Source organism: Pseudomonas sp. Q2-TVG4-2 (genome assembly GCF_013620795.1).
Lineage (GTDB): Bacteria > Pseudomonadota > Gammaproteobacteria > Pseudomonadales > Pseudomonadaceae > Stutzerimonas.
In genome coordinates, this window is the sequence record NZ_LGLW01000001.1 from 409,434 (window position 1) to 421,886 (window position 12,453).

Sequence of the window (12,453 nt, forward strand, 5' to 3'; positions counted from 1 at the left end):
CTCCTACGCTCACTCCGAGGTGCACTGGCACAGAGCAGACCAACGCAGGGATGCATAACCCAGCCATCAATCCGCGAGGCGACATCATGAGCAAAGGTATGGATACAAAGAAAAATGCGAAAAAGAAACCGCTAAAGACCGCGCAGGAAAAACGCGTGGCCAAACGAGAGAAAGCCAACGGAGCGACACCTCTATTGGGCAGCCACGCTGCCCGCTGACATCCTCCAGGTTGCAGCGCCCCGCCCCGCCCGGCTCCCGGCGCGGGGCGCTTTGTCATCAGGCCGGCGAACCTCCGAATGCCGAGCGCAGACGGCCCGCCACCCAGCCCCCGCCTACATTGATGATTAGCCCCAGCATCACCAGCAGCGCACCGACGGCCTGCAGCACACCCAGATGCTCGCCCAGCAGCAACGCGGCCGAGGTCAGCCCCACCACTGGCACCAGCAGAGAGAACGGTGCCACGGTATTGGCCGGATATCGCGACAGCAGGCGACTCCATAGACTGTAGCCAAGAATGGTGGCGCCAAACGCCAGATAGACCAGCACCAGAATCGAGCTCAGACCTATCCCGCGCAACGCACTTTCGATCGTCTGTGGCCCTTCCATCAGCCAGGACAAGGCAAAGAACGGAATCGGCGGGATCAGGCTGCCCCAGACCACCAATCCCACCAGATTTACCTTGCCTACCTTGCGCGTGACGATGTTGCCCAACGCCCACATCGACGCCGCACAGATGGTCAGTACGAAGCCGGCCAGCGTCATGCTACGGTCACCTTGCATGCCGATCAGCAGCAGCCCTCCGGCGGCGATCAGCAATCCGATCAGATTGGTCGCGCGTAATCGCTCGCCGAGAAACAACGCAGCGAAGAACAAGGTGAAGAACGCCTGCGACTGCAGCACCAGCGAGGCCAGCCCCGCAGGCATGCCGACTTTCATGGCGGAGAACAGAAAGGCGAACTGACCCAGCGAAATGGTCGCGCCATAAGCCAGCAGCCAGCGCAGCGGCATCTGCGGCCTCTTGACGAAGAGAATGGCGGGAAAAGCCGCGAGCGTGAACCGGAGTCCGCCGAGCAGCATCGGCGGGATGTCATCCAGGCCGATCTTGATCACAACGAAATTCATGCCCCAGACAATGATCACGACCAGGGCCAGCAGCAGGTCCTTGGGCGACATGGCGGTTTCTCCGCAAGCAAAGACCTCATTAAAGCCTGAGCACGGCGTCGGCGCACTCATACAGCGAACACGCAAAACGACGATACAGTCGGTGCCGCCTGGTGATGCCCGGCAGCCTGAATCGCGCTCCCCTGCCGGAGACTACACGCTCAGGCCGTGCCTGTATCAGCTGCAACGGCTAGAATCGACGTCAAACGGAAACACCACCAGTTCCACATTAATCACGAGAGTAACCATGGGCGCACAGTGGAAAGCGAAACATAAGGAAGCAGCAGCCAACGCGAAGGGACGCACTTTCGGCAAGCTGTCGAAGGAAATCATGATCGCGGCCCGCAGCGGTGCCGACCCGGACATGAATCCCCGCCTGCGCCTGGTGGTGGAGCAGGCCAAGAAGGCCTCGATGCCACGCGAAACCCTGGAGCGCGCCATTAAGAAAGGCGCGGGCCTGCTCGGCGAAAGCGTCCACTACGAGCGCACCATTTATGAAGGATTCGCTCCTCATCAGGTGCCGCTGATCGTCGAGTGCCTGACCGATAACGTCAACCGCACCGTCGCCGAAATCCGCGTTCTGTTCCGCAAGGGTCAGCTCGGCGCGTCCGGTTCGGTGGCCTGGGATTTCGATCATTGCGGCATGATCGAAGCGGCACCGGCCTCTGCGGATGCCGACCCGGAATTGGCTGCCATTGAAGCCGGTGCACAAGATTTCGAAGCAGCCGAAGATGGCGCAACGCTGTTCATCAGTGACGTGACCGACCTGGACATGGTCTGCCGTGCGCTGCCCGAACAGGGCTTCACCGTGCAGTCGGCACAGCTGGGCTATCGACCGAAGAACCCGGTCACAAGCCTGACCGACGCGCAGCTCGAGGAAGTCGAAGCCTTCCTCAACGCCATCGACGCCCACGACGATGTGCAAAATGTCTACGTCGGGCTGGCGGGCTGACAGCGGTCAGTTCCGGATCTGAATCAGAAGAGGCAAGGTAATGAGCACCAACAAGCCGAACACACCCTATGCCCAGCGCGAACAGGGATATCGTGAAAAGGCGCTGAAAATGTACCCCTGGGTCTGCGGACGCTGCGCCCGGGAGTTCTCGGGCAAGCGGCTGAGCGAGTTGACGGTCCATCACAAGGACCACAACCACGACAACAACCCCGAGGACGGCTCGAATTGGGAGCTGCTCTGCCTGTACTGTCACGATAACGAGCATTCACGCTACACGGACAATCAGTATCACGCCGAAGCCAAACCGGGCAGCGATCTTGGCCCGAAGGAGACGTTCAAGGCCTTCGCCGGGCTGGGCGACCTGCTCAAGAGCAAGCCGGACTGATCCCAGCCCGGTCGCCTCGGTGCCGGTCACTTCACCAGCAGTACCGGTACCGAAACCTCATGAACCACCCGATTGGCAACCGAACCGAGCAGCATGCCGGTGAAACTCCCGAGCCCACGCGTACCCATCACCACGGTGTCACAGCCGAATTGCTGCACTGCAGCGTTCACCTGCTCCGCCACGTTACCCAGAATCGCGTGGGACTGATGCGCGACTCCGGCCGTTTGCAGCGCCGTAGCGGCTTCTTCGATTGTCCGATGCGATTTATCGAGGAAGCTCTTGTTCAGCTCTTCAACCGCGTTTGCAGTGACGAATTCGCCGTATAGCACCGGTTCCTGCTGCACGTTCAACACATGCACCTGAAGCCGCTTAGGTGCGTCGGCGGCGAAATCGATGATGTATTGCAGTGCTCGTTTGGCATTGTCCGAACCGTCGTAAGCTAGAAGAATATTGCGCATTGAGGGTCTCCGTCGATTGTTGGATACAGCATAGACCAACACCCAACCACGCCCGATCGCCAAGATCGGATCGGTTGCTCTGGATCAATACTTTGTAAAACGCCTCCATTTCAAGGCCAGCTCATGAATACACTTAGCGCAGTTCCGTATGGCATCGCTGATGCCTCATTTCAGGCAGCTGGAGGCGAGACAGGCATCGAACGTCTGGTCGCAGACTTCTATCGGATCATGGACGAGACCGAAGCTGCCGCTTGCGTGCGACAGCTGTATCCGCAAGACCTTTGCGAATCGCGCGAACGGCTGGTGGCCTTTCTCTGTGGCTGGCTGGGCGGACCTCGCCGCTACGCTGAGAAGTTCGGCAGCATCAGCATTCCGCAATTCCACACGCGCTGGAAAGTGGGAGAGGCCGAGCGAGACGCCTGGCTCGAATGCATGGCTCAAGCCATTGCCAGGCAGCGCTATCCGGCGGACTTCGCCAACTACCTGTTGGCGCAGCTGCGCGTGCCGGCGGAACGTATTCTCCAAGCAGGACAACGGGCCTGCCCGGCGCACCCACACTAGCCTGGTTCGGCTCACCATGGGCTGAGCGGCCGAACCCTGAGCTGATCGCTGCGTCATACCCATTGCGGAGGCACGATGCGCACCCCGCCGCACCCGGTTCGAACAGCGCAGTCAGGTGAGTCGACATGAAGATCCGCTTTGCCTCGGTCAACGAGCAGAAGATTCGCGATGCAGGAGAATTTCTAGGGCACAGCGGCATCGAGATCATCAATTTTCCGGTGCGCATCGTTGAAACCCAGACCGAAGACCTCTACCAACTGGTCAGCGATAAGTTACTGAGCGCCTTCAAGCTGATCGGCAAGCCCGTGTTTGTCGAACATTCCGGACTCTTCATCACCAGTCTGAACGGCTTCCCCGGCGGGCTTACGCAGGCGTTCTGGGACCGTCTGCACGCGGTGCGCTTCTCCGAACTGATCGGCAATCTGGAGGATCCCTCGGCGGTAGCACGCACCCTGATCGGCTACTGTGATGGCCGCAAGCGGCATTTTTTCGAGGGCGAGGTCGCCGGCCGGATTTCTCGCGAGCCGGCGGGCGATGAAGGCTTCGAGTGGGACAATGTATTCATTCCCGACGGCTACTCCTGCACCTTCGCCGAGCTAGGGGGCATCCATAATGATTTGTCCATGCGCAAACGGGCCCTGGAGGCCTTCGTCACACACCTCCGTGGGGCCTGAGAGAGGTAGTCGATGCAGAAGCTTTTGGAGGCGTACCGGCACAACCGCCTGATTCTTTTCGTGGGCTCTGGCGTATCGGCCAACATCGGACTGCCACCGTGGCGCAACTTGATCGACGAGATTGCGCTACAGCTCGATTACGACCCTGACGTTTTCGATACCTACGGCAATTTCCTCTCGCTCGCAGAGTATTACCGCATCAAGAAGGGCAACATCGGACCACTGCGCAGCTGGATGGACCGCGAGTGGCACAAGGATATTGAGATTCGCGATTCGGAGATCCACAGGTTGATCGTGCAGGGACGTTTTCCAGCCATCTACACCACCAATTACGATCGCTGGCTGGAAAACGCCCACGACGCGCACGGCGTCAGCTATATCAAAATCGCCAACGCCAGCGATCTGGTGAAGGCGCGCGACGGGGTTCGGCAGATCGTCAAGTTTCATGGCGATTTCGATGATGATGACTCGATCGTGCTGGACGAGACCAGCTATTACGAGCGGCTGCAATTCGAAACGCCGCTCGATATCAAGTTGCGCGCCGACACGTTGAGTAAAGCCGTTCTGTTTATCGGTTACAGCCTTTCCGATACCAACATTCGATTGTTGTTCTACAAGCTTTCTAAGATGTGGAACGAACATGAGACCCTTGGCGTCCGACCGATCTCATATGTCTTCTCACACAAACCCAACCCGGTGCAGGAAGAAATCCTCAGCCAATGGGGTATCCGAATGATTACATCAGAGGATGACGAGCCAGGACAGGCACTGCAGAACTTTCTGAAGGAACTCGTTGAGGACTGATTAAACAGTCTCGCTATTGCACCGCGTATAAGCAGTCAAGCGAAGCGTAAGCGAGTGCGATGCCATTGGACATCGCACTCCCAGGCCTCAGTAGTTGTAGCCAATACCGACGCTGTAGAAGAAAGCACCATCATCGTAGCGATCCCGCGCATCGCTCCCACTCTTGAAAAGGAACTGATATTCGGCCATTGCGGTGATGAAGGTCTTGTCCTGCACCCAGTATTTCAAGCCAACTTCCGGACCACCCATGAAGGTCTCATCGACCTCCTCGCCATAGATTCCGCCAACACTCAGCCCCACAAACGGACGGGTATTGCCGGTACCGAAATGGTAGTCGTAGAACACACGGGTCGAGCCGTCGAACTGCACGCTCTCGCCTTCCGAGTCTCGGGCATTGACTGTTTGCCGGACGCCCCACATCGAGGATTCGTCCAAATAAGTACCCCAACTACCTTGTACGGAGAACACTGTATCGTCGAAGTCCTTATCACTACTGCCCGCACCGCCCAACGTGACTTCACGGTCGCCTGCCACCGGAGCGGCAACTGCAAACGCGGGAAGCATGGCGGCGACCAGGAGGGAAGTTTTGAAAAGTTTGTTCATGACAACACCTCTTGTTCTTACTGGCGGAATACGCAACTTACGCGATGCGCATTACTAGTGACCGGAGCATGCCGAGACTGTTCACTTTATTTTAGATATACCGAGTAATTACCTATTTTCAAAAGGTTTTCTCGCCAACTCGCCGCTTCGCCAGTTAACCCATATGGATATTAGAATCGCAAGGACCCAGGATATAAACCGGTCCGCTTGTATAAAGAACTAGCTAAACGGCCCATCCCTCCCGCCGAATAATCAGGCAGAACTACCTTGGCTGGTCGCCGTCTGGTCCGGCAGCGGCTCGTCTTCAGGGTCCGTATCGAAGTCTCGTCCCATGGCGATCCGCAACCATATCGGTATTAGTAACAGGCCTACCGCCAGACATACCCAGCTGAGAGTGGAACTGCCGTCCGGTGGGGGGAACAACAAGCGGCCCACGCCGACCAGCAGCGAGAAAAGCGAAACCGCCGTGACGGCTACGGCAAACAGACGGGTACCGAGCGCCTTGACTGATACCGCTGCGCCAATGCCGTTGAGCATCGCGGCGTGCCGCCAGAAGCCGAACGGTCGCACGCGGCGATAGAAGCGTTTAAGCGTGGCATCGTCGGTGGCTGGCGTAATGAAGGTGACGAGGATGGCTGCCGTGGTGGTAACCAGCGCCATGATGCCGAGGCGTATCCACTCGCCTTCCGGATCGGTCCCCAGATAGTAGAGCAGCAAGGGCGCGGTGATCAGCGAAACACCCATTGCGGTCAGCTCGGAATATAGATTGATACGCTCCCAGAGCCACCGCAGTACCAGCACCGATCCCATCCCCGCGCCGAACAGCAGCGAAATGAACCAGGCTGTCTGGATCGAGCCCAAGTTAGCCATGATGATCATTGCAATTGCGAGAATAAGCACGTTGGACAACCGCGCCACGACCACCAGTTCCCGGTCCCTTGGCTTGCGTTTGAGCACGTGCGGCGCAAACACCCCGCCATACACATCGTTGCTCCAATAGGATGCGCCCCAGTTGAGATGTGTATCGACTGTTGAGGCCAAGGCTGCCAGCAGGCCAACCAGCATCAGCCCGCGTACACCCGGAGGCAACAGCTCCTCGATGCCCTGAACGAATAGCGCTTCCCGTCCGGCAGTAAAGCCATCGCCGGCCATTTCCGCAGGCGTGAATGGATAAAGCACCAATAGCCCGACCGCAATCGCCATCCAGAACAGACTGCGCAGGAAAATTTGCAGCCAGGCAAACACCAGCCCGGCGATCCTGGCGTCGCGGTCAGTTGGGCAGGCCATGCTTCGTTGCGCAAGATAGCCGGTGCCGTCGGAGTTCATCTGGAAGAACCATTGCAAACCAACGATCACCAGAAATGGCATCAGCGCTTCCCCAGCGTTCGCCGGAGGCGCGAACGAGAGCATTTTGCTGGCCTGATCGACACCGTAGAGTTCGACAATGCGATCGGTCAGTCCGCCCAAACCGCCGGCCGCATCGACGACGAACCAGGCATAGAGCAGCGTGCCAATCATGGCCAGACTGAACTGCACGACATCCGTCTGCACCACCGCCCGCAGCCCTCCAGTGATCGAATACATTGCAGTAAACGCAAGGATCAACAGGATCGATATGAGATTGTTGGCGCTCATCATCGCCGGCTCCAGCCCGGTGATGCTCTCGCCGAGTTGAATCCCAGTGCTGGCGATGAAACCCACAATGGGTTCGTATAGGCCGGCGGGCAGCCATAGATGCCAGGGCAGAAACACCTCGGCGATGCGGATAGCCGCCACCAGTACCATGGCGAGCACAACGCAGTTGATCACCGTGCCGTAGTAGATGGCCTTGAGTAAACGCAACGGCGTGACGCCCTTGCCGCTATAGCGCACACGAGTCAGTTCGGCATCGGTCAACACTCCGGCGCGGCGCCAGCCCACCGCAAACACGAACGCCATCAGCAAAAATGCAAGACCATAGATCCACAGTCGCCAGAGCGCGAAGACGCCTGCCGTCGCAACCAGGCCGGTCACCAAAAGTGGCGTATCAGCGGCGAACTGGGTCGCGCCCATGGAAAAACCAGCCTTCCAGCCCTTTATGGTCCTGCCCGCAAGAAAATACTCATCGAGACTCTGAGAGGCCTTGCCGCGTGCGCGCAGACCGGAACCCAGACCGTATAGGATGAAAGCCACCACTATCAGTAGATCCAACATATTGTTTTATCCTTTGTTGGAAGGGCTGCTCTAGCTGAGAACCTGCGCAACGGCCAAAGATTGCAGCGTTCGGATGAACGGGCGAAGGCACCACGCCGCCGCCCACGGACGCAGCGGCGGCCAGCATTGGTTACCATGCGCGGCGCGCCGTCAGGTATCGCTCATGTCCGAATTCCATTTGCGTCAGCTACCGACCGAGTGCCGGCCTCTACTCAACAAGTTCTACCGAGCCCACCGCAGCCATATGCGGATGCCGGCCGGGGCGTGCTGCTGGGTCGCGGAAAACACGGATATCGCTGCGGGACTCTGCATGACCCGTATCGCCGATGGCCGCTGGCTAACCGGATTGCTGGTCGCGCCAAATCAGCGCAACCAAGGGTTGGCAAAGCGTTTGGTGGCTCGGGCACTGGCCGCTAGCGAAGGAGCTGTCTGGCTGTTCTGTGAGCCGAAGCTAATCCGTTTTTACCAACAGCAGGGCTTCAGCGAGCCTTCCACGTTGCCGGAGTCGTTGGCGTCCCGCCTACAGCGCTACAACCGAAACAATACCCTCGTGGCGCTATGGCACGAGAACGAGAGAGCTGTATGTCCCCTACCGTTCTGACGATCGCTACAGCTTGCCTGCTCGACGGAGCCGGCCGGGTGCTGGTCGTACGCAAACGCGGCACAAGCGTATTCATGTTGCCTGGCGGCAAGCTAGAAGCTGGGGAGACGCCACGGCAGGCGCTCAGGCGGGAGCTTCATGAAGAGCTTGATCTAAGGATGGAGACTTCGCAGCTGCAGTCGCTCGGGCATTTCCGCTCGCGTGCGGCCAACGAACCGGGCCACTGGGTCGAAGCGGATGTCTTCATGGGTCGCCTGGCAGGCGAAGTGCAAGTACAAGCGGAAATTGAAGCATTTGCCTGGCTGGAACTGAATACGCAACAGCAGGATCATCTGGCCCCGTTGCTGCATGAGCAGGTGCTCCCTGCGTTACTTCGGCGGCTAGCCGCCGAAGGTTGAAACGCTATCAGAGCCGGTCGGGCTACGGGGAAATGGGGTCACTTGCCGGGAAAGTCTCTTCCAGCGCTTCGTCCAGGTGATCCTCATCAGCCTCGTCTGGACGGCGTTTGATCTGATCTTCCTGATCCTGCCCCGGTTGGGCAGGTGCATTCGGGTCGTTGCCGTTCATGATGAACTCCTTTGAGTGTGTCACGAACATTAGGCCACCTAGTCGAGCAGTCGTTCGCCAAACAGCCGACGATCACTCAAATTGCAGGCAAAAAAAAGGGGCGGGGCTTAAGCCCCGCCCGCCTCCTTCCCTACTTCCTTTTGTTTCCTGCTCATCGTCCTGATGAAACCACATCCAGCGGTTGATCCTGACCGACTTCCATGCCGGCTGTGCTTGTCCTTAAGCACAGGTTCGATATTAAGGCTTTGGGCGACCATAGCAAGGCTGAAAAATGCATGATGGCGCTCTGGGTCTTTATGTATCTTTTTGATAAATCCCTTTATTAACAAAATGTTATGAAAGACAGCCCCTCGAAAAAGGCGATCATCGCGGACCGTTTTCAAGCTTTGCTTACAGCGCATGTAAGCAAATACTTACATGAATTAGAGCTTCGAAGGAAATTTGGCAGAGCGAGATTTAACCCTATTGATTGGCCCGCCCGAGCGCCGCCGATTAGAAGGCGGCGCAGCAAAGCCTGAGCCTCAAGAAAAGCCAATCGTTCAAAAGGGAGTAGTGCCCCTTACCTTGCAGTAAGGGGCGCCGGGCATCAGCGAAACAGGGATTCGCTCGACAGGCCGTTACGCTCGAGTATCTCGCGCAGGCGCTTGAGTGCCTCGACCTGAATCTGCCGCACGCGCTCACGAGTCAGTCCGATCTCCTGACCGACCTCCTCCAAGGTGCAGCTTTCATGACCACGTAGGCCGAAGCGCCGGATGACTACTTCGCGTTGCTTCTCGGTCAGATCGGATAACCACTGGTCAATGCTCTCCGACAGGTCATCGTCGAGCAAAAGATCGCAGGGATCGCTCGGCCGGTCATCGGTGAGGGTATCAAGCAATGTTTTGTCGGTATCCGGTCCCAGGGACACATCTACCGAGGTCACGCGCTCGTTCAATCCCAGCATCCGCTTGACTTCGGCAACCGGCTTCTCAAGCAGGTTGGCGATTTCCTCGGGGCTGGGCTCGTGGTCGAGCTTCTGAGTCAGTTCGCGAGCAGCACGCAGATAGACGTTCAGCTCCTTGACCACGTGTATGGGCAGGCGGATGGTACGGGTCTGATTCATGATCGCCCGCTCGATGGTCTGCCGTATCCACCAGGTCGCGTAAGTGGAAAAACGGAAACCGCGCTCGGGGTCGAATTTTTCCACAGCCCGTATCAGCCCGAGGTTGCCCTCCTCGACCAGATCTAGCAAAGACAGCCCACGGTTGACGTAGCGTCGAGCGATCTTCACCACGAGCCGCAGGTTACTTTCGATCATGCGCTTGCGCCCCGCCGGATCGCCCTTTTGCGCCAGACGCGCATAGTGCACTTCTTGCTCGGGTGTCAGGAGGGGCGAAAAACCGATTTCGTTGAGGTACAGCTGAGTGGCGTCCAGCGCCCGGGTGTAATCGATGAATTTGTGTTGCTTGGCGGTTGCGGTCTTGGATCGGGTGCCCGTTGAACCGGCGCGGGATATATCGCTGACTGGATCAGCGGCCGCGGATGGTTCCATGAGTAGAACGGCATCGTCTACGTCAAACTCCGGCACTTCTTTTTTGAGAGCCATTATTGTTTTCCTGTTCTGAGTTCGACAACAGGCTCGGGCGGCACGCACTCCCTGGTAGCGCTCAAGCCCCTCCTAGTGCCGGAACAGGTAGTAGCAAATCAACGCTTTGGCAGGTATTGCATAGGATCAACAGGCTTGCCTTGGCGGCGAATCTCGAAATGCAGCTTCACCCGGTCGGTTCCAGTCGATCCCATCTCGGCAATGGTCTGCCCAGCTTTGACTTGTTGACCCTCCTGAACCAGCAGCCTGCGGTTGTGGCCGTAGGCACTTACATAGGTATCGCTGTGCTTGATGATCACAAGTTCGCCGTAACCCCGTAAACCACTGCCGGCGTACACAACAGCCCCATCAGAAGCAGCTAAAACAGGCTGTCCTAATTCCCCGGCGATATCAATGCCTTTATTCAAACTGCCGTTTGAGGAGAAACGACCGATGACCGCGCCTCCAGCAGGCCAGGCCCAGCCGCTCGCAGAGCGCGTCACCGGCTTGACCGAGATCTTCGCTGTGGGCGCCTTTGGGGCCGGTAAGCCGGGCTTGGTCAGCGGAGGTGGAGTGGGCACTGGCGTGGCAACCACCGGTGGTGTGGTGCTGGCTGGCGCAGCGGGCGGTGGCGCCGGGCGGGTGGCGATCGCACCAGGCACCTGCCGAGTAAAGCGAATCGTCTGCCCAGGATAGATCACATGTGGCGGCGGGATGTTGTTGACCCGCGCCAGGTCTCGCCAATCCCAGCCAAAGCGAAAGGCTATCGACCACAAGGAGTCACCGCGCCGAACGATGTATTGCCCGCTGGTAACGCGATCGCGACTGTTGCGATCGACGACATGTACCCCTCCCGAAGGCGGGCTGGCGCACCCGGCGAGCAAGGCGCCCGCGAACGTCGCGGCAAGCGCGCAACGGACGGAGGAGGTGAATATCCACCGTATGCTGGCTGTGAGCTTCACTGCTCGCTCCCTATGATCGGCAAGGCTGTTCAGACCGTTTCCGCCAGCGGCTGACGCCGACCGGCGAACCATTCGAGTCCGAGCACAAGGAAGATGCCGGCGATCGCCAGCACTATGGCCAACGCCAGTTGCGGGTCTTGTCCTGTCAGGTCGCCATAGGCACTGGGCAGCAGGTTCTGCTCGATCAGAGGCACCCGTTCACCTTGCGAATCGATTCGCCAGGTCAGGGTTTCCTTCCAAGGCCATACCTTGTTCAGCGAACCCAGCATCAGCCCGGTCAGGAAGGCCAGCGTCAGATCACGCCAGCGACGCAACACCCAGCTCAGCAGCCGGGCGAAACTCAGCAGGCCGACCAGACAACCCGCCGCAAAGGTCAGCATGATCCCTAGATCCAATGCCTTAACGGCCCCGAGGACGACCGGGTATAAACCAAGCAGCACCAGAATAAAGCTGCCGGATATCCCTGGCAGGATCATTGCGCAAATGGCGATGGCTCCGGCAAAGAACAGGCTGATGCCGCTCGCGCTCCACTGCACTGGCGCGGCAACGGTGATCCAATAAGCAAAACCAATACCTAGACAAAGACTGGCCAGACGAGACAGGTTGCGTCGCTGGATCTCCTTGCCGACCAGATGCACGGAAACCAGGATCAAACCGAAGAAGAAAGACCAGACCGGAATCGGATGCTGTTCCAGCAGATAGGTGATCAGCTTGGCCAGGCTGAGCACGCTGGTGAGGATGCCAGCAAACAGAACCAGCAGGAAATTCGCATTGGCGATGCGCCACGCCTCGGCCACACGGCCGCGTAGTAACGGGCCTATCGCGCTCGGCACAGCGCCGATGGAGCGCAACAATTCATCGTAGATACCGGTGATGAAGGCCACCGTACCGCCCGACACACCAGGAACCACATCCGCTGCGCCCATGGCCATGCCCTTGGCGTACAACATCAACGCGTTTTTCATGCT

Annotated in this window: 16 protein-coding genes; 8 read left to right on the forward strand and 8 right to left on the reverse strand. The window is 58.5% G+C overall.

The features are described 5' to 3' along the window. Positions 1-86 precede the first annotated feature (86 nt). Entirely contained in the window at positions 87-218 is a 132-nt protein-coding gene (locus tag H3028_RS21170; protein WP_256059203.1) for a hypothetical protein, read from the forward strand. A gap of 58 nt (positions 219-276) precedes the next feature. Here H3028_RS21170 and H3028_RS02045 read toward each other — a convergent pair whose 3' ends face one another. Continuing rightward, on the reverse strand, positions 277-1,173 hold the full coding sequence (locus H3028_RS02045) for an EamA family transporter (protein ID WP_181295387.1): 897 nt from the start codon (positions 1,171-1,173) through the stop codon (positions 277-279). A 235-nt stretch (positions 1,174-1,408) separates the two neighbouring features. Here H3028_RS02045 and H3028_RS02050 point away from each other — a divergent pair, with 235 nt between their 5' ends. Together H3028_RS02050 and H3028_RS02055 are read left to right on the forward strand one after the other, a co-directional pair. Continuing rightward, positions 1,409-2,113, forward strand: a complete 705-nt coding sequence (locus H3028_RS02050) for a YebC/PmpR family DNA-binding transcriptional regulator (protein ID WP_181295954.1) — start codon at positions 1,409-1,411, stop codon at positions 2,111-2,113. 40 nt (positions 2,114-2,153) lie between these two features. After that, positions 2,154-2,498 carry a YajD family HNH nuclease gene (locus H3028_RS02055; protein ID WP_181295388.1) on the forward strand — a complete coding sequence of 115 codons (345 nt, stop codon included), beginning with the start codon at positions 2,154-2,156 and terminating at the stop codon, positions 2,496-2,498. A 26-nt stretch (positions 2,499-2,524) separates the two neighbouring features. Here the strand turns inward: H3028_RS02055 and H3028_RS02060 are convergent, their stop codons facing one another. Beyond that, on the reverse strand, positions 2,525-2,956 hold the full coding sequence (locus H3028_RS02060; protein WP_168423044.1) for a universal stress protein: 432 nt from the start codon (positions 2,954-2,956) through the stop codon (positions 2,525-2,527). A 123-nt stretch (positions 2,957-3,079) separates the two neighbouring features. Between H3028_RS02060 and H3028_RS02065 the strand changes: the two genes are divergently transcribed. The 3 genes from H3028_RS02065 (at position 3,080) to H3028_RS02075 (ending at position 4,995) form a co-directional block, all read left to right on the forward strand. Further along, the gene (locus tag H3028_RS02065; RefSeq protein ID WP_181295389.1) at positions 3,080-3,517 is read left to right on the forward strand and encodes a group II truncated hemoglobin; all 438 of its coding nucleotides are present in this window, start codon (positions 3,080-3,082) and stop codon (positions 3,515-3,517) included. A gap of 125 nt (positions 3,518-3,642) precedes the next feature. Next, positions 3,643-4,191: a non-canonical purine NTP pyrophosphatase gene (locus H3028_RS02070; RefSeq protein WP_181295390.1), complete on the forward strand. Its 549-nt coding sequence runs from the start codon at positions 3,643-3,645 to the stop codon at positions 4,189-4,191. Positions 4,192-4,203: 12 nt separating this feature from the next. Continuing rightward, positions 4,204-4,995 carry an SIR2 family protein gene (locus H3028_RS02075; RefSeq protein WP_181295391.1) on the forward strand — a complete coding sequence of 264 codons (792 nt, stop codon included), beginning with the start codon at positions 4,204-4,206 and terminating at the stop codon, positions 4,993-4,995. A gap of 87 nt (positions 4,996-5,082) precedes the next feature. Here H3028_RS02075 and H3028_RS02080 read toward each other — a convergent pair whose 3' ends face one another. Next, positions 5,083-5,598, reverse strand: coding sequence for a hypothetical protein (locus H3028_RS02080; RefSeq protein ID WP_181295392.1), 516 nt, complete (start codon positions 5,596-5,598; stop codon positions 5,083-5,085). A 252-nt stretch (positions 5,599-5,850) separates the two neighbouring features. Further along, positions 5,851-7,791: a sodium:solute symporter family protein gene (locus H3028_RS02085; protein ID WP_181295393.1), complete on the reverse strand. Its 1,941-nt coding sequence runs from the start codon at positions 7,789-7,791 to the stop codon at positions 5,851-5,853. 163 nt (positions 7,792-7,954) lie between these two features. On the opposite strand from H3028_RS02085, the gene H3028_RS21175 reads away from it, so the two are divergent. Together H3028_RS21175 and H3028_RS21180 are read left to right on the forward strand one after the other, a co-directional pair. Then, the gene (locus H3028_RS21175; protein ID WP_258237668.1) at positions 7,955-8,392 is read left to right on the forward strand and encodes a GNAT family N-acetyltransferase; all 438 of its coding nucleotides are present in this window, start codon (positions 7,955-7,957) and stop codon (positions 8,390-8,392) included. Beyond that, a complete protein-coding gene (locus H3028_RS21180; protein WP_258237669.1) occupies positions 8,374-8,790 on the forward strand; it encodes an NUDIX domain-containing protein in 417 nt (138 codons plus the stop codon). The genes H3028_RS21175 and H3028_RS21180 overlap by 19 nt, the downstream gene beginning before the upstream one ends. Positions 8,791-8,812: 22 nt before the next feature. Here the strand turns inward: H3028_RS21180 and H3028_RS02095 are convergent, their stop codons facing one another. The 4 genes from H3028_RS02095 to H3028_RS02110 all read right to left on the reverse strand — a co-directional run bounded on the left by H3028_RS02095 (position 8,813) and on the right by H3028_RS02110 (position 12,450). Further along, positions 8,813-8,959 carry a hypothetical protein gene (locus H3028_RS02095; protein WP_181295394.1) on the reverse strand — a complete coding sequence of 49 codons (147 nt, stop codon included), beginning with the start codon at positions 8,957-8,959 and terminating at the stop codon, positions 8,813-8,815. A 586-nt stretch (positions 8,960-9,545) separates the two neighbouring features. Continuing rightward, positions 9,546-10,544, reverse strand: a complete 999-nt coding sequence (gene rpoS, locus H3028_RS02100) for an RNA polymerase sigma factor RpoS (RefSeq protein ID WP_168423052.1) — start codon at positions 10,542-10,544, stop codon at positions 9,546-9,548. Positions 10,545-10,642: 98 nt separating this feature from the next. After that, entirely contained in the window at positions 10,643-11,458 is an 816-nt protein-coding gene (locus H3028_RS02105; RefSeq protein WP_309109523.1) for a peptidoglycan DD-metalloendopeptidase family protein, read from the reverse strand. A gap of 56 nt (positions 11,459-11,514) precedes the next feature. Further along, the gene (locus H3028_RS02110) at positions 11,515-12,450 is read right to left on the reverse strand and encodes a DUF368 domain-containing protein (RefSeq protein ID WP_181295396.1); all 936 of its coding nucleotides are present in this window, start codon (positions 12,448-12,450) and stop codon (positions 11,515-11,517) included. Positions 12,451-12,453 lie beyond the last annotated feature (3 nt).